This is a genomic window from Gemmatimonadales bacterium, from assembly GCA_030697825.1.
Lineage (GTDB): Bacteria > Gemmatimonadota > Gemmatimonadetes > Gemmatimonadales > JACORV01 > JACORV01.
In genome coordinates this window covers 21,899-38,331 of sequence record JAUYOW010000187.1, presented here as the reverse complement: position 1 = coordinate 38,331, position 16,433 = coordinate 21,899, and the positions used below count along the sequence as shown (strand labels likewise).

Sequence of the window (16,433 nt, the reverse complement as noted above, 5' to 3'; positions counted from 1 at the left end):
AAAGCGACCAAACCGTAGCGGCTGACGCGGCCATAGGTCGGTTTCAGGCCGACTACACTACAGAAACCGGCCGGCTGGCGGATACTGCCGCCGGTATCGGAGCCGAGGGCGTAGACCGTCTCCCCGGCCGCCACCGCCGCCGCCGAGCCGCCGCTTGACCCGCCCGGCACGCGCTCGAGGTCGTGCGGGTTGCGCGCCGGCCCGTAGGCGGAGTTCTCGTTTGACGAACCCATCGCGAACTCGTCGCAGTTGGTCTTCCCGGCGATGATGGCGCCGGCCTCGCGCAGCCGCTTCACTGCGGTCGCCTCGAACGCCGAGCGCCAGCCTTTCAGGATCCGGGAGCCGGCGGTCGTGTGATGGATGCGGTCGGCGATGACGTCCTTGACCGCGACGACCTGGCCGGCAAGCGGTCCGCCGGCGCCCTCCGCGGTAAGCGCATCCGCCTGTCCGACGAGCGCCTCCTCGGACCACTCGACGAACGCGTGCGTGCCCTTCGCCTCACACTCGGCGATCCTCACCGCGGCGGCGAGCGCCGCCCCGCGGAAGTCGGTCACGGGGCATCCTCGCCACGGTCCAGCTCGCCCAGCCGAGGCACTAGGAACAGCCCCTGCTTGAACGCGGGCGCGAAGTCCTGGGGGTCGCTGAGCAGCGGATCCGGCGCGATATCGTCGCGCCGCAGGCGCACCGACCGCTCGTCGCGGACGCCGTCGCCGTCGTTAGGCACCTCCGCCAGCTGAGCCACGTAGTCGAGGATGCGCGACAGCTGTTTCTCGAGCTCGGCCGCGGCGGCATCGTCGACCCCGAGCTCCGCCAGGTCGGCGATCTTCCGGATTTGGTCACGGGTTACGGACATGAGACCTCCGTCATTCCCATTCCTTCTCGAGTCCCGCATACGCCGCAAGCAGCTGCTTCAACCCGACGCTCTCGTCATCGAATTCCACCTGCACCTTGAGATCGCGGCCGCGTCCGGCCACGTGCTTTATGGTTCCGCCGCCGAAGCGGCGGTGGCGCACCCGCTCGCCGAGCCGGTAGAGCGGCGCGTCGTCGTTCCGCTCGGCCTCCTGGTGCTCCATCTCCGTGACGAGCGCCAAGGTAGCGGGCGATGAGGTGCGCGCCGGTTCGCGCGACGGCCCGCGCCGCGGTTCCCGCACCATGCTCCACGAAGGCCGCGTCACCTTCTCCTCAACCAGCGACGGCGGCACGTCGTCGAGGAAACGCGAGGGCGCGGACGGCATCAGGCTGCCGCCACGCCGCCTTGCCCTCGCGTAGGAAAGGAACAGTTTGTCCTTGGCGCGAGTGATGCCCACGTAGCAGAGCCGGCGCTCCTCTTCGACCCCCTCCGCCGTGTCGGCTCGCGAGAGCGGGAACAGGCCTTCCTCCATCCCCGCCACCGCGACCACGGGGAACTCCAGCCCCTTGGCGGCGTGCAGGGTCATGATCGTCACGCCGCTGCCGTCCTCCTCGTCGGCGCCGGTGGTGAGCGCGGCCTGCGCGAGGAATCGCTCCAGCGGGAGCCCCTCCTCCTCGGTGACCGCACCCCACTCCTCCGACCATGCAGCGGCGGCGTTGATGAGCTCGTTAACGTTCTCCAGGCGCTCGGGGCCGGTCTCGTCCTCACCGAGCAGAAAGCCGTCGTAGCCCAGCCGCGCCACGATGCCGCGGAGCGCCTCGGACGGCTGGAGCGGCGCGAGTTCACGCGACATCACTTCCAGCTCCGCGGCGAACGACTCCAATCCTTCCCGCGCCTTCGCCCGGAGGTCGGGCACCCGTCCCGCCGCCGCCGCCGTCCGTGCCAGCGACCATCCCCACTTCGTGGCCCAGGTCCCGAGCGCGACCAGGCTCGTCTCGCCGATCCCGCGCCGCGGCACCGCGATGGCGCGGCGGAACGCCTCGTCGTCGTCAGGGTTCACGATCAGTCGCAAGTAAGCGAGCAGGTCCTTCACTTCGCGCCGCTGGTAGAAGCTGACCGCGCCCACCACCCGGTAGGGGATGCCGCCGCGCCGCAGCTCCTCCTCGAAGGCGCGGGTCTGGGCGTTGGTCCGCACCAGTACCGCCATCTCGTCGAAGGCGTGCTCGCCTCGCCGCGCCCGCTGGGCGAACTCGCGCACCAGCCACTCCGCCTCGTCCCGCTCGTCGGCCGCGCGCAGCAGCGTGAGCGGTTCCCCATCCCCGCGTATGGTGCGCAGCGTCTTGCCAAGCCGTCCGACGTTGGCCGAAATGACGCTGTTGGCCGCGTCCAGAATGGGGCGGGTCGAGCGGTAGTTCTCCTCGAGCCGCACCAGCCGTGCTCCGGCGAAGTCGCGCTGGAACTCGAGGATGTTCCGGAGGTCGGCGCCGCGCCAGCCGTAGATGGACTGGTCATCGTCGCCCACCACGAAGAGGTTGCCGTGCCCGCCCGCGAGGGCGTGCAGGAACCGGTACTGGGCGCGGTTGGTGTCCTGGTACTCGTCCACCAGGAGGAACTGGAACCGCGACCGGTAGTCCGCGAGCCGCTCGGGATGCGCCTGGAACAGCTCGAGCGGGTGGAGGAGCAGGTCGTCGAAGTCCATCGCGTTGGCGCGCTTGAGGGCGCGTACCGTCGCGCCGTAGATGCGGGCCACGTTCGCGTGCCATGGATCGAGCGCTTCGGCGGCGTACGCCTCGGGGCTCACCATCGCGTTCTTGGCGCGGGAGATCTCGTACCGCACCGCCCTCGCCGGGTACAGCTTCGGCGGCAGGCCGATATCGTCTATCACGCGGCGGACGAGTGACTCGCTGTCGTCCTCGTCGTAGATGGTGAAGGTCCGCGTGAAGCCGAGGTGCGGCGCCTCGCGCCTCAGGAGCCGGGCGCATACGGCGTGGAAGGTCCCGATCCACAGGCCGTCGGGAGCGCGGCCCAGGAGGGTGGCTACGCGGCCTTTCATCTCCGCCGCCGCCTTGTTGGTGAAGGTGACCGCCAGCACGCGCCGCGGGTCCACGCCGTGCTGGTCGAGGAGGCGGGCGAGTCGCACGGTAAGGACCCGCGTCTTGCCCGAGCCCGCGCCCGCCAGGACGAGCATCGGCCCCTCGACGTGCGCGACCGCCTCGCGCTGGGCGTCGTTGAGCGAAACGTCGATCACGCCGTCCCTCCGGCGCGCGGGAGACGCATCGCGAAGCGAGCGCCGACGGCGACGGGCTCCAGCGTAATGCGCCCGCCGTGGCTCTCCTCGACGATCCGCCGCGCCAGCGCCAGGCCGAGTCCCCAGCCGCCGGTCTTGGTCGTCGCGCCGGGATCGAAGAGCGTATGCCGCACCTCGCGCGGGACGCCCGGCCCGTCGTCGGCCACGGCGAGCACGACCGCGTCCGGCTCGTCGGCGACGGTGATGGTGATGGCGCCGCCGCGTCCCTTCAGCGCGTCCACCGCGTTCTTCACGAGCGCCTCCACCGCCCACTCGAGCAGCAGCGGATCGCCTTCGGCGACCGGCGCCCCGCTCTCCAGGCGGACCTCGAGCGCGATCCGGTTGGCCCGGTGGGGGAGCCGGGGCCGGAAGTATGCGGCCACCGATTCGGCGAGGGCGCCCAGGTCCAGCCGCTCGCGCCGCGGCGGCTGCCCGATCCGCTCGAAGCGGCGGGAGACGCGGTCGAGGCGGTCGTAGTCGGCGGCGAGGTGCTCGGCGATCTCCGCCGCGGGGCCTCCCCCGGGCCCGCGCAGCTGCTCGATCCAGCCGGCCAACGAGCTGAGCGGCGTGCCGAGTTGGTGAGCGGACTCTCGCGCCATCGCGACCCACACCCGGTCGCGCGCTGCGCGCACCGCCGCCCGGTAGGCGATCATCCCCGCCGCCAACACCGCCAGCAGCGCGGCCAGCTCGAGTCCCAGCACCAGGCGGAGATAGGCGCGCACGGGTGGTGACCCGAAGTGGATGGTGCCCACCGTGGGCTCCTGCACGGGCGGATTCACGCGGTCGAGCCGGGCGACGAACGCCCGCAGCTCCGGCGAGTCGAGCGGCATGGCCCGCGGGAGGTTGGCGGTGTCGGTGGCGACGCCCGAGGCGTTGGTCACTACGATGGGGATCCCTTCGCCGCGGATCTCGGAGGCGAGTGCGAGGAGCGCCTCGGTCGCGGCGCCTTCCCGGGGATCCGCTTGTCCGGCGAATACCCTGGCGTAGATGCGGGAGGCGCGCCGCGCGTCGCGCGTGAGGTGGCGCGCCACGACCGCGGCGAAAACGATGGTGAGCGCCGCGGCGAGCACCGCCAGGGCCCACACGGTGCGCGGGCTTACCGCTGTTCTTCCAGCCTCACGCGGCGCCGCGGCCAATGCGGTCCACTCCCATCAGCGGGACGAGCGCCGGCGGGATGCGCACGCCACCGTCCGGCTCCTGATACGTCTCGAGCACGGCGATCAGGGTCCGCGCCAGGCCGAGCGCCGAGCCGTTCAGCGTGTGGACGAACTCGGGCTTGGCCCCGCGCCCGGGCCGGAAGCGGATGTCCATTCGCCGCGCCTGGAAGTCGGCGTAGGTGCTGCAACTCGACACCTCGAGCCACTTCCCCACTCCCGGCGCCCACGCCTCGAGGTCGTACTGCCGGTGGCTGGCGAATCCCAGGTCGCGCGCCGCGATGCGCACCACGCGGTACGCCAGGCCGAGGCGTTGCAGCGCTGTCTCCGCGTGACGGGTGAGATCCTCGTGCGCGGCCAGGCTGGCGTCAGGTCGCGTCAACCAGACCAGCTCGACCTTGTCGAACTGGTGGACCCGAAGGATGCCGCGGGTGTCGGCGCCGTGCGCTCCCGCTTCGCGCCGGAAGCACGGCGTGTAGGCGACGTAGCGTTTCGGCAGTTCCTCGCCCATCAGGATCTCACCGCGGTGCAGGTTGGTCACCGGCACTTCGGCGGTGGGGATGAGGAACAGGTCGTCGGGCGCGGCCCGGTAGAGGTCTTCCTCGAACTTCGGCAGCTGGCCGGTGCCGGTCATCGTCTCGCGCGTGACGAGCAGCGGCGGCGATACCTCGGTGTACCCGTGCTCGAGCGCCTGGAGCTGGAGCAGATAGTTGATCAGGGAGCGCTCGAGCCGCGCCCCCAGCCCTACGTAGAGCGGGAACCCGGAGCCCGAGAGTTTGGTGCCGCGCTCGAAGTCGATGATGCCGAGGTCCTTGGCGAGGTCCCAGTGCGGCCGGCGCGACGGGTCGTGCGGGATCGGCTCGCCCCAGCTGCGGACCACCTCGTTGGGGGCGGCGTCGCCCGCGGGAACGTCGGCGGCGGGGAGATTGGGGACGAAGTGCAGCTTCTCCACGAACGCCGCGTCGGCCTCGCGGGCCGCGGCCTCGGCCGCGCGCACCCGCTGCGAGAGCCCGGACAGCTCGGCGAGCAGGGCGCTCGAGTCCTCGCCTCGCTTCTTCCGCTCGCCCACCTCGCGGCTCTTCGCGTTCTGCTCGCCCTTCAGCGCGTCCGCTTCCGCGATGGCGCGGCGCCGCCGGTCGGCCTGAGCGCGCAGCTCGCCTAGCAGCGAGTCGAGGTCCGGTCCCATCGCGCGGCGCGCGAGCCGCTCGCGTGCGGCCTCAAAGGCCTCCGCGTCACGGAAGACGCGGGGATCGATCATCAGTTCGAGGGGATGCCGGGCGCGAGGCCGCGGTAGCCGCAGTTGGGGTCGATGCGGATCTTGAACGCGACCGAACGCTGGGCGCGGTTCACCGACTCGACACGCAGCTTGGCATAGTGGGGGCGATTGATGCCGAAGTTGCACGGCTGCCGGCGCGAGGCCACCAGTACCACGTCGCCGGAATCCACCGGGAGCGGCGCGTCCTCCACGTACCCGGAGACCGGAGCCAGCGCGATCGAGTCGAAGGGCGCTGTCGCCCGCTGCACGCCGCCGTCCAGCTGGAAGCCCAGCGCGCCCCGCGGGATGATCACGACGGTCGAATCCCCAGCGGCGCCGCCCACCATGTCCACCGCGAAGTCGAGGTCGATCGACCGGTCGGTCCGGACCGTCGCCGGCGTGACCATGTTGTAGGCCGACGGGGTCCCGACGGGAGTGTTGGTCAGCGCGTACAGCGTGAAGCTGAGTTCCACCGTTTCCTGGGTCGCGGGCGGGAGCGTGAGCGGGTCGCCGCACCCGGAGATTCCGAGGGCGAGGGCGAGCAGGGCGGGCCGCAGCCGGCCGGGATTGCTGCTCCGTGAATGGTCGGACATAGCTTAAGCGGCGAAGAATAGACGACTTGCGAAGCCGGTGTCAACGGGCGAATGTGCTTGACAGAGGCCCGCTTCGGGCCTACGATATGACGCCCTAACCCCCATTCACTCCCAAGGAGCGGCATGGCGACCATCCGCGACGTCGTCGAAGCGCTGGGCCGGCGCGATGGCGTCGAGGCGGTGATCATCCTGGGGAACGATGGGCTCCCCATCGACAGCCGCGCCGGGAACGGCGCCGACACCGATCTCCTCGCCGCGCTCATTCCGAACATAGTCCAGGCGTGTGACCAGCTCGGCCAGAGCGCCGCGAAGGGCTCGCTGGCCACCGGCGTCCTCGAGTACGCGTCCGGCTTCGCCGTCGTCGCCAACCTCTCAGCCGACGCGAAGCTCCTGGTGATGATGCGGACGCGCACCAACATCGGCCCTCTGCTCTACGATCTCGCCCGATTCCGCGCGGAGATCGCCGGGCTGCTGTAACGGGAGTGAGCACGCCGCATCACCTCCTCGTCATCGACGACGAACCCTTCATCGGACGCATCGTTCGGATGCAGTTCGAGCGCGGGCCATATCGCGTTTCGATCGCCGGCGACGGCCCGTCGGGCCTCGCCTTCCTGAGGGACAATCCCGACGTGGACTGCGTGCTCGTGGACGTGAACATGCCGGGAATGTCCGGCCTCGATGTGATCGAGGAAGCGCGCGAAGACCCGCACTTCAAGGCCACGACGTTCGTGGTGCTGACCGCGGCGGGCGAGACTGGACACGCTGAGCGCGCCAAGGCGCTCGGCGCCGCGGCGTTCCTCACCAAGCCGTTCTCGCCCAAGAAACTCTTCCGACAGATCTCCGCCATCATGGGCGACGAGCCGCTGCCCGACACTCTGGACGGTTAGGGTGCGCTGGGTGGTGGTACTCGCCGGCGGGGTGGGCTCGCGGTTCTGGCCCCTGTCCACCGCGCAACGGCCCAAGCAGCTGCTCCCGCTCGCGGGCCCCAAACCGCTGCTGGTGGAGGCGGTCGAGCGGGTGCTGCCGCTCGTACCGGCCGAGCGCGTGCTGGTCGTCACGTCGGGGGTGCTCGCGCCGGCGATCCGGGCCGCGCTTCCCGCGGTGCCGCCCGACCAGGTGCTGGCCGAACCGTTCGCCGCGTCCACGGCGCCGGCGCTCGCCTGGGCCACCGCCCTGGCCGCCTCACGCGACCCGTCCGCCACGGTCCTCTCGCTCCACGCCGACTGGACCGTGAAAGCGCCGGACGCGTTCCGGGCCGCGGCCACGGCCGCGCTCGACCTGGCCGAGAGCGCGGACGCGGTCGTCACGGTCGGAGCGAGGCCGACCAGGCCCGAGATCGGCTACGGCTACATCGTGCCGGGGCCCGCGATCGACGGCGCGGGCCGGCGCATCGCGCGTTTCGTCGAGAAGCCAAGCGCCGCGCAGGCCCTGGCGCTCATCGCAGACGGCGCGCTCTGGAACACGGGGCTCTTCGCCTGGACGGCGAAGCGCTTTCGCGAGGAAGTCCGCGCTCACACGCCGGAGCTGGCCGGCGGCCTCGAGGCGCTGGTCCGGGGCGATGTCGCGGCGATGTACGCCGCCGTGAAGCCCGTGAGCATAGACGTCGGCCTGTTCGAGCGGACAGCGCGCGGGGCGGTCGTGGAGGGGGACTTCGGCTGGGACGACGTGGGATCCTGGGCCGCGCTCCGCCGCATCCGCACTGCCGATGGCGCCGGGAACGTGGTGGTGGGCGACGCGCACGTCGTGGACGCGGCGGACTGCGTGGTGTGGAGCGAGGAGGGGACGACGGTGGTGGACGGACTCACCGACGTGGTCGTGGTTCGCTCGCGCGGCATCACGCTCGTCACGACCGGAGCGCGCGCGCCCTACCTCAAGAAGCTGCTGGCGCGGCTGCCGGACGAGCTGGCTGGAGACCGCGGCGCATGACGATGCGGCTCTACCTGTACGACGACCCGGCGGACGCGCCGCGCTTCCTGCCCTTCTCCAACTCCCGGCCGATCGGCGAGCTGCGCTACGGGGCCTGGACGCTGAGGGAGCGCGTCGAGCGGGCCGGGTTCCAGATCGCCGGACACGTCGGCGCCGCGCACCTGGCCGGCTTCACCGAGCCTGATGCGCCGCCCGTCGTTCCCGCGACCACCGCGGACGGCGCCCGGCTCTATCTCCGCTCGTCGTTCGCGTTCAACGTGGAGCAGGACTTCGCTACGGGCTTCGCGTCGTCGGGAAGCGGGCCGTTCCGACTGACTGACGGTGCCGGCGCCACGGTCGGCGCGCTTCTCCCGGCGGGAACGTCCTGGCCAGGCCCCGCGGGGATCGACGCATCCCGGCCTTCGGTCGCGCTACGCGGCAAGCTGCTCCGCGGCGTCTGGGAGGTCGTCGGTGACCTGGTCCCCACCCTCCACAGCGACCTCGCACTGGTGCTGAGCAGCCACCTCCCCACCCAGGTGCCCCCCGGATCCACGGTCATGGGAGACGCTGCAAGGCTGATAGTGGAGGATGGGGTGCAGGTCGAACCGCAGGTCGTGTTCGACCTGCGGAACGGGCCGATCTGGATCCAGTCGGGGGCGGAGATCCGCACCTTCTCGCGACTAGCCGGTCCGCTCGTGGTCGGACCGGGGACGCGCATCGTGGGCGGACAGATCCGCGAGTCGAGCCTCGGCCCGAAGTGCGTCGTGCACGGCGAGGTCTCGAATACGATCTTCCTCGGGTACGCGAACAAGTCGCACGACGGCTTCGTGGGGCACTCGATCATCGGCCGCTGGGCCAACCTCGGCGCCGGCACGATCACCTCGAACCTGAAGAACACGTACGGCCCGGTGCGGCTCACCCTGGGCGGCACGAAACACGAGACCGGCCTCACGTTCCTCGGCTCGCTCGTCGGCGACCACGTGAAGACCGCGATCGGCACGATGCTGCCCACCGGCTGCGCGATCGGTACTGGCGCCAATGTCTTCGGTTCGCGACGCCCCGAGCCCGTCGTCCCGCCGTTCGCCTGGGGGACGGATGAGCCGGCCGACGTGCTCTCGTGCCAACGGTTCGTGGAGATCGCCGAGCGAGTGATGCCGCGTCGCGACGTCACGGTGGACGAGGCGACGCGATCCTATCTCAAGGCGGTCTGGCGGGCGGCAACCGGGCGCGGCGAATGCGACTGACCGTCCTCGGCTCGGGGAGTCGCGGCAACGCGCTCCTCGTCGAGTCGGACGGCGCCGCCCTGCTCGTTGACGCCGGCTTCTCCTTCAAGGACCTCCTCGGGCGCTGTGCCGCGGCCGGCTGTGACCCGTCGCTGGTGCGCGCCATCGTGCTGACGCACGAGCACGGCGATCACGCGCGCGGCGCTCCGCGTGCCGCCGCCGTTTGGGGCGTGCCGGTGCTCGCCAGCCCGGGGACCCTGACCGCCCTCGTGGGGAGGCTGCCCAGGAACGGCAGTGCGGTGCCACTCCGGGCCTCCAGGCCCGTAGTCGTCGCCCCGTTCAGCGTCACCGCGTACCCGACCGCGCACGATGCCGCCGACCCGGTGATGATCGTCGTGGAGGACGCCGACGGCCGGCGGCTCGGCGTGGCCTACGACGTGGGTTCCGCGACGTCGGCGCTCCGGCACGCTCTCCGCGGGCTGGATGCGCTGGTGGTGGAAGCGAACCATGACGAAGTGATGTTGCGGGCAAGCGCCTATCCTGCGTCGGTGCGCTCGCGCATCGCGGGACACGGAGGCCACTTGTCCAACCGGGAAGCGGCACTGCTGGTGGCCGAGGCGGCCCACCCCGAGTTGGGGACGGTGGTGCTCGCGCACCTCTCGGATCGCTGCAATCGTCCCGACCTGGCGCTCCGCGAGGTCGAGAGATCCCTGCAGGGCTCCACCTTCTGCGGGCGGATCGTGGTCGCCGCTCAGGACGTGCCGACGGCGTCCATCGACGTCGGCACCCCGGCGCTCCAGCTCTCGCTAGCCCTGCCCCGCCGGCGCTGAACCTTCCGCGGGCGTCGCCGCGGGAAGGGCGGCCGTCGCGGCCGCCGCCTCCGATGCGGGCTCTTCGATCTGCGCCGCCTTGGGCTCCCACTCCGACATCATCTTCGCGAACGAACGCGCGATGTCCGGGTCGAACTCGGTGCCGGCCCGCTCCTCCAGATACGCCAGCACCTTGGGCGCGGGCCAGGCTGCGCGGTAGGGGCGGTTGGTGCGCAGCGCGTCGTACACGTCGCACACGTGCACCAGCTTGGAGCCCTGGTGGCAGTCACGCGGGTACTCGAGCTTCGGGTAGCCGCCGCCGTTGATCATGATATGGTGCTCGTACGCCACCACCGCGGCGAGGTCCAGCTTCTCCTCCGACTCGATGATGATCCGCGCCCCGAAGATCGGGTGCTGGTTCATGATCTCCCGTTCGTGAGGTTCGAGGCGGCCCGCCTTGTTCAGGATCTCGCTCGGGATCTTCGTCTTGCCGATGTCGTGCAGCAGTCCCGACACCCCGAAGGCGCGAACGTCGCGCGCGCCCAGGCCGATCCACTCCGCGAGCCCCATCGCCAGCACGCAGACGTTGAGCGAGTGCGTCGTGGTGTACTCGTCGTAGCGGCGGATCTGGAGCAGCGGCAGGACCATCTCCTGGTCCCCGTGCATCGCCGCGGCGAGCGAACGGACGACCGCCTCGGCCTCCGCGAGAGGCAGGTTCTTGCCGCCCGCCATTTCCTCGTGCAGCCACTGGACCGTCTGGGCCTCCTCGTTGAGCGAGAGCGCGGACGAGACGGCGGCGATCTCGGGCTCGGACATCAGCTCCTTGATGCCGACGGATCCGAACCGGATGGGGCCCGCGACGTGCTCACCGCCGCCGCCCTGCTGCAGGGTCGACAGGGTGAGCCGTGCCAGCACCTCGCTCATGAAGCTCTCGAACTCCTCGCGGGTCACTTCGGTCTCGAACTGGAGCCGCTGGATGCCCGCGCCGGCCAGGCGGTTGCTCCAGTCCCAGCCGCGCAGCTCGCGCAACGGCTTCTGGCCGAGCACCACCTCGTCGCCGAGGAACGAGAACGACGCCCGCCGGTCGATCGCCTGTACGGCCCGCAGGTTCTCGTACGCGGTGTCGATGATCCCTTCCCGGGCCGGGTGGCCATCGGCGTAGAGCGTCATCGTCGCGAGGGCCTGCGCGAACGAGGTGAGGAACTTGATGGCTTCGGCGGCGGGTTCGCTCACGGGGATCCCTTGAGGGCCTGGTTGGCGGTCCGCACGACCGCCGCATCCTTGGCGCGGGCCGCGGCTTCGAGCCGTTCGCGCGCGCGCCGGTCTCCGAGGAAGCCCCCGAGCGCGCCGAGGGCGGCGAGAAACTCCGGCGTCGCCGACGTGCCCTTCATCGCGTCCAGCAAGCTGCGACGGCGAATCTCGGTCAGCTTGAGCAGCGCGTCCAGGGCGAGCCGGCCCCCGTGGGTAGCGAGCGCGCGGATGGCCGGCACGCGAAGCTCGGTGTCCTGCTCGTCGTCGGAGGCGATCGCGACCACGAGCGGCACGGCCGGCTCCGGACACCCGCCCTCGCTCGCCGCGGAGAGCGCCAGCCGCTTCATGCGTGGGTCCTCGTCCGCCAGCGCGGTGCAGAGCGCCCGGGTCCGCTCCTGCGGGTGCCGGAACAGCACCCGCAAAGCCTCGCGGCGGACCCGCGCGTCGGCGTGCTGCCGGAACGGCGTCGCGTCGAAGCCCGGCGGGCTCTCCGGAAGCTCGGCCGCGAGATAGAGGATGTTCCGGACCGCAGACCAGCGCTCGTCCGCGAGCCGGGGCGCGAGGAACGGGCCCATCGCATCCCCCGACTTCAGCAGCCGGTCGATCAGGCCACGACGCACCTGGCGCGACTCGGACTCCGCCAGCACGTCGAGCATGGGGGTGATCGCCTCGGCATCGAGCGCGGCGAGAAGCTGATCCACCAGCGAGAAGTCCACCGGCTGCGCCGAGAGGATCAACTTCAGCGTTTCGGGGTTCACCACCCGGCCGCGGATGAGCTCGATGGCGGGGCTCTGGCGCGGCGCGCGCTCGAGGAACTCGAGGACGGTCCCGAGCCGGCCGGCCACCAGGAGGTCGTCGACGGCGCGCGTGACCGGCGGGCCCGCGGCGCCGCTCTCGCAGGCCATCTGCACGATTCGCTCGGGTTCCGGAATGAACCGCGCCTCCTGCGCCGTCACGAGCGTCGGCGCCGCCTGAGACATCTTCTTCAGAGCCGTCGCGTAGCCGTCGGGGTTCGGGTCGGCGAGCGCCCACCCCTGAACGAGCTCTGCGATCTGGTCTCGCAGCCCCGCCTCGGCGATCGTGCGGCGAGGCGCGGGACCGCGCTCGGCGTGGTGGCCGAGCTTGCCGAGCATCCGTAGCATCGCCTGGCTGATAGGAGCGCCCGTGCCCGAGGCCGCACGCACCAGGTCCACGACGGCATCCACCGCCATCCCCTGCGAGGCGTCGAGTATGAACTGGCGCCGCTGGGAAAGGTCGCCGCCCATGTCGAGCAGCCGCTCGAGGGTGCCGGGATCGAGTGCCGTAACGAGGCGGCTCATCTTCTTCTTGAGGGCGACCGCCCCGGCTCCACCCGCGGTCTTCAGCTCCTCCGCGATCTGGAGCAGGTAGCCGACGATGACCTGGTCGTAGGCCGTGCCGCGCTCGTGGCTCTCGATCGCTTTCGCCACGGCCGCAGGCTCGGCCGGAGCCACCTCCAACGGCGCCCCGGCCAGCGGATTCGCCACCGCCGCCTCTATCTCCTCATCGCTAAGCGGCTTCGACTTCTCGGACGCCGAGTCGATCGCGGCCTCCATCCGGAACGCGTGCGGCTCCGGCGCCAGATCCTTTACGCCCTCCGCCGCCAGCGCCGCGCGGGCCAAGCCTACCCAGAGCTGGGCGCCGCGGCCGCCCGTGAAATCACCCTCGGATCCATCCTCGTTGCCCACCAGCTCGAGGCGGTCGTAGGTGAGCGGATGAAGCCTGAGGTGCGGCCAGGTCGCGATGCGCGAGAGCGGCCGCAGGCCCAACGGTTCGCCACCGCGGTCCGCGTCCACGGCGAGCATCTTGAGCGCTTCCTCCAGCTCATCCCACGTCACTCCGCGGGCGAACGACACCGCTTCCGAGGTGGTGCCGGTGAAGCCGTTCGGCGAGGTCGCGGAGCACCGGGTTCCGGCGGTCCGTCGCGACGCCTTCGATCACCAGCTGGTCTCGCGCCACGCCGAGCGCGAGCGTACCCCGCTCCGCCAGGAGCCCCGAGAGGCGGGCGGCGACGTTCTCGGCGGCCGGCCCGAGCGTCGGATGGCCACCGGGGTACATGGCGTGCTTGTGCAACGCGATCGAGAACTCGATCAGGAAGTCCGGCAGCTCGCGCGGAAGGGCCGCTCGCGCCGGTGCGGACTGGCGTGGGCTGGCGGCGGCTGGGCCGGCAGCCGTTGACGGGGGTACCGACGGGTCCGACACGGGTTCCAAGATAAGCTGCTTGCGGTGCCGTCGTCACGCGTGCAGACTCGTTCCGACCCGTTCAGAGGAGCCCCCAGGAATGCCGTCCGCCGTTCGTGCCTCCGTCCCGCGCCTTTTGGCCCTGGCTCTGGCCGCCGCACCGCTACCGACGGCGGCCGCGCAGCAGCCGCGCCCGACCCGCCCCGTGCACACGTTCTCCATCGTGGCCGTGGATTCCGCGACGGGCCAGATAGGCGTGGCGGTGCAGTCGCACTGGTTCTCCGTGGGGAGCATCGTGAGCTGGGCGGAGCCGGGCGTGGGCGCGGTCGCGACCCAGTCTTTTGTGAACCCCGCCTACGGCCCTCGCGGGCTCGCCCTGATGCGCACCGGAGTGATGGCGCCGCTCGCGCTCCGCGCGCTGCTGGCCGCGGACCCCGATTCCGCGGTGCGGCAAGTGGGGATGATCGACGCACGGGGGAACCCGGCGTCGTTCACCGGTCAGCGAAACATTCCCGAGGCGGGTGGTCGCGTGGGCCGCTGGTTCGCCGCGCAGGCGAACCTGATGGCGCGGAACACAGTGTGGGATGCGATGGCGCGGGCGTTCGAGGCGGCGCGCGGCGATCTCGCGGATCGCCTGCTCGCCGCGCTCGAAGCGGCACAGCGCGAGGGCGGTGACATCCGGGGGATGCAGTCCGCCGCGCTCGTGGTGGTGAGCGGTGACCGCTCGCTACCACCCTGGGACCGGATCTTCGACCTCAGGGTCGAGGACAGCCGCCAGCCTATCGTCGAGCTGCGGCGGTTGCTGCGCGTGGCGCGCGCCTACCGCCACGCCACCGCCGGCGATGACTACCTGACGAAGAACCAGATCGACTCGGCGGTCGCGGCGTACGCTGCCGCTGAAGCTCTGCTGCCCGACAGCGCGGTGAACGGAGAGCTGGTCTACTGGCGGGCGGTCACGCTGGCGCACCGTGGGCGCGTGGATGAGGCGATCCCGCTGTTCAGGCGGGCGTTCGCGCAGGATTCCGGATGGGCAACGCTGTTGTGGAGACTACCGAGGGTCGGACTCTTGGGCGCGGATTCGACAACGATCGCGCGGATCGTGCGCGAGGCGACGACGCCCATGCCACCCCCCCCGCCTCGGCGTCGGCCATAGTGGAAACGCGACGGCCCCGGAACTCACCGGGGCCGCCCTGTCTCCTTATACCTGCTAACTGTCTGCAACTCTGCAACCCTGCAACCCTGCAACCCTGGGCTAGTCTGGGCTAGTACATCCCGCCCATGCCACCGCCCGCCGGCATCGACGGCGCTTTCGACTCTTCCTTCTTCTCGACCACGACGCACTCGGTCGTGAGCAGGAGGCCCGCGATCGACGCGGCGTTCTGGAGTGCCGTGCGGGTCACCTTGGTCGGGTCGATGACGCCCGCGGCGACCAGGTCTTCGTACTCATCGGTCTGCGCGTTGTAGCCGTAGTTCTTGTCTTTCGAATCACGCACCTTCGCGACGATGATCGAGCCTTCGGCGCCGGCGTTCTGCACGATCATGCGGATCGGCTCTTCGAGGGCGCGCCGGATGATGTCGGCGCCGACCTTCTCGTCCCCCTCGAGCTTCAACCTGGCGACCGCGGGCTGGCAGCGCAGCAGCGCGACGCCGCCCCCCGGCACGATCCCTTCCTCTACGGCCGCGCGGGTCGCGTGCAGCGCGTCCTCGACGCGGGCCTTCTTCTCCTTCATCTCCGTCTCGGTCGCCGCGCCGACATTGATCACCGCGACGCCGCCCGCGAGCTTGGCGAGCCGCTCCTGGAGCTTTTCCTTGTCGTAGTCCGACGTGGACTTCTCGATCGCCGCGCGGATCTCGTTGATCCGGCCGTCGATATCCTTGCGGCCGCCCGCGCCGTCCACGATGGTCGTGGTGTCCTTGTCCACCGTGATCCGCTTGGCCTTGCCGAGGTCCGAGAGGACCGCGTTCTCGAGCTTGAAGCCGACTTCCTCGCTGATCACCTTGCCGCCGGTGAGCTTGGAAATGTCGACCAGCATCTCCTTGCGCCGATCGCCGAAGCCGGGCGCCTTCACCCCGCAGACCTTCAGCGTGCCGCGGAGCTTGTTGACCACCAACGTGGCCAGCGCCTCACCCTCGATGTCCTCGGCGATGATGAGGAGGGGCTTGCCCGTCTGGGCTACCTTCTCCAGCACCGGGAGGAGGTCCTTCATGGCGCTGATCTTCTTGTCGTGGATCAGGACCACGGCGTCCTCGAGCACTGCCTCCATCTTGTCCGGATCGGTGACGAAGTAGGGCGAGAGGTAGCCGCGGTCGAACTGCATCCCGTCCACCGTCTCCAGCTCGGTGGCGAGGCCCTTCGCCTCCTCGACCGTGATCACGCCGTCCTTGCCGACCTTCCCCATCGCCTCGGCGATGAGATCACCGATCTCCTTGTCGTTGTTGGCCGAGATGGCGCCGACCTGGGCGATCTCCTTCTTGCCCGCCGTCGACACCGACATCTTCTTCAGCTCCTCGACCACCGCCTCGACCGCCTTGTCGATGCCGCGCTTCAGCGCCATCGGGTTGCTGCCGGCCGTGACGTTCTTCAGGCCCTCGCGGAACACGGCCTGCGCCAGCACGGTGGCCGTCGTGGTGCCGTCACCGGCGAGGTCCGAGGTCTTGGTCGCGACTTCCTTTACCATCTGCGCGCCCAGGTTCTCGATCGCGTCGGGCAGCTCGATCTCCTTCGCTACCGTGACGCCGTCCTTGGTGACCGTCGGGTTCCCGAACTTCTTGTCGAGAACGACGTTCCTGCCCTTGGGGCCGAGGGTGATCTTCACCGCTTCGGCCAACTGGTCGACGCCCCTCTTGAGCTTTGAGCGGGCGTCTACGCTAAACGTGAGTTCCTTGGCTGCCATGTCTGTTATCCTC

16 protein-coding genes are annotated in these 16,433 nt (G+C 70.6%); 6 read left to right on the top strand and 10 right to left on the bottom strand.

Going from position 1 to position 16,433, the window contains the following annotated elements:
- The 6 genes from Q8Q85_10180 to Q8Q85_10155 all read right to left on the bottom strand — a co-directional run.
- On the bottom strand, nt 1–554 hold a 554-nt coding region (locus Q8Q85_10180), incomplete at its 3' end, for an amidase family protein (protein MDP3774620.1).
- Nucleotides 551–853 (bottom strand): Asp-tRNA(Asn)/Glu-tRNA(Gln) amidotransferase subunit GatC, encoded by a 303-nt coding sequence (locus Q8Q85_10175; protein ID MDP3774619.1) that lies wholly within the window; start codon nt 851–853, stop codon nt 551–553. The genes Q8Q85_10175 and Q8Q85_10180, both read right to left, overlap by 4 nt.
- A gap of 10 nt (nt 854–863) precedes the next feature.
- Nucleotides 864–3,098 (bottom strand): UvrD-helicase domain-containing protein, encoded by a 2,235-nt coding sequence (locus tag Q8Q85_10170; protein MDP3774618.1) that lies wholly within the window; start codon nt 3,096–3,098, stop codon nt 864–866.
- Complete coding sequence (locus tag Q8Q85_10165) at nt 3,095–4,222, bottom strand: HAMP domain-containing sensor histidine kinase (GenBank protein ID MDP3774617.1); 1,128 nt, start codon at nt 4,220–4,222, stop codon at nt 3,095–3,097. Before Q8Q85_10165 ends, Q8Q85_10170 begins: the two co-directional genes overlap by 4 nt.
- Before the next feature lie 31 nt (nt 4,223–4,253).
- Complete coding sequence (gene serS, locus Q8Q85_10160) at nt 4,254–5,549, bottom strand: serine--tRNA ligase (protein MDP3774616.1); 1,296 nt, start codon at nt 5,547–5,549, stop codon at nt 4,254–4,256.
- Entirely contained in the window at nt 5,549–6,139 is a 591-nt protein-coding gene (locus Q8Q85_10155) for a hypothetical protein (GenBank protein MDP3774615.1), read from the bottom strand. Before Q8Q85_10155 ends, serS begins: the two co-directional genes overlap by 1 nt.
- A 123-nt stretch (nt 6,140–6,262) precedes the next feature.
- Between Q8Q85_10155 and Q8Q85_10150 the strand changes: the two genes are divergently transcribed.
- The 5 genes from Q8Q85_10150 to Q8Q85_10130 are packed head-to-tail and all read left to right on the top strand — an operon-like array spanning nt 6,263 to nt 10,097.
- Nucleotides 6,263–6,616, top strand: a complete 354-nt coding sequence (locus tag Q8Q85_10150; GenBank protein ID MDP3774614.1) for a roadblock/LC7 domain-containing protein — start codon at nt 6,263–6,265, stop codon at nt 6,614–6,616.
- A gap of 5 nt (nt 6,617–6,621) precedes the next feature.
- Nucleotides 6,622–7,026, top strand: coding sequence for a response regulator (locus Q8Q85_10145; GenBank protein ID MDP3774613.1), 405 nt, complete (start codon nt 6,622–6,624; stop codon nt 7,024–7,026).
- A 1-nt stretch (nt 7,027) separates the two neighbouring features.
- Nucleotides 7,028–8,065 (top strand): sugar phosphate nucleotidyltransferase, encoded by a 1,038-nt coding sequence (locus tag Q8Q85_10140; GenBank protein ID MDP3774612.1) that lies wholly within the window; start codon nt 7,028–7,030, stop codon nt 8,063–8,065.
- On the top strand, nt 8,062–9,288 hold the full coding sequence (locus tag Q8Q85_10135) for a putative sugar nucleotidyl transferase (GenBank protein ID MDP3774611.1): 1,227 nt from the start codon (nt 8,062–8,064) through the stop codon (nt 9,286–9,288). The genes Q8Q85_10140 and Q8Q85_10135 overlap by 4 nt, the downstream gene beginning before the upstream one ends.
- Nucleotides 9,279–10,097 carry an MBL fold metallo-hydrolase gene (locus Q8Q85_10130; protein ID MDP3774610.1) on the top strand — a complete coding sequence of 273 codons (819 nt, stop codon included), beginning with the start codon at nt 9,279–9,281 and terminating at the stop codon, nt 10,095–10,097. The genes Q8Q85_10135 and Q8Q85_10130 overlap by 10 nt, the downstream gene beginning before the upstream one ends.
- Here the strand turns inward: Q8Q85_10130 and Q8Q85_10125 are convergent.
- From Q8Q85_10125 to Q8Q85_10115, 3 genes are read right to left on the bottom strand one after another with little or no spacing between them, the layout of a single operon-like run.
- Nucleotides 10,074–11,309, bottom strand: a complete 1,236-nt coding sequence (locus Q8Q85_10125) for an HD domain-containing protein (GenBank protein MDP3774609.1) — start codon at nt 11,307–11,309, stop codon at nt 10,074–10,076. The two genes, Q8Q85_10130 and Q8Q85_10125, sit on opposite strands and share 24 nt — an antisense overlap.
- Nucleotides 11,306–13,201 carry a hypothetical protein gene (locus Q8Q85_10120; protein MDP3774608.1) on the bottom strand — a complete coding sequence of 632 codons (1,896 nt, stop codon included), beginning with the start codon at nt 13,199–13,201 and terminating at the stop codon, nt 11,306–11,308. Before Q8Q85_10120 ends, Q8Q85_10125 begins: the two co-directional genes overlap by 4 nt.
- Nucleotides 13,170–13,547 (bottom strand): hypothetical protein, encoded by a 378-nt coding sequence (locus Q8Q85_10115; protein ID MDP3774607.1) that lies wholly within the window; start codon nt 13,545–13,547, stop codon nt 13,170–13,172. The genes Q8Q85_10120 and Q8Q85_10115 overlap by 32 nt, the downstream gene beginning before the upstream one ends.
- A gap of 79 nt (nt 13,548–13,626) precedes the next feature.
- On the opposite strand from Q8Q85_10115, the gene Q8Q85_10110 reads away from it, so the two are divergent.
- Nucleotides 13,627–14,679 (top strand): DUF1028 domain-containing protein, encoded by a 1,053-nt coding sequence (locus tag Q8Q85_10110; protein ID MDP3774606.1) that lies wholly within the window; start codon nt 13,627–13,629, stop codon nt 14,677–14,679.
- Between the two features lie 109 nt (nt 14,680–14,788).
- On the opposite strand, the gene groL is transcribed toward Q8Q85_10110, so the two are convergent.
- Entirely contained in the window at nt 14,789–16,420 is a 1,632-nt protein-coding gene (gene groL, locus Q8Q85_10105) for a chaperonin GroEL (GenBank protein ID MDP3774605.1), read from the bottom strand.
- Nucleotides 16,421–16,433 lie beyond the last annotated feature (13 nt).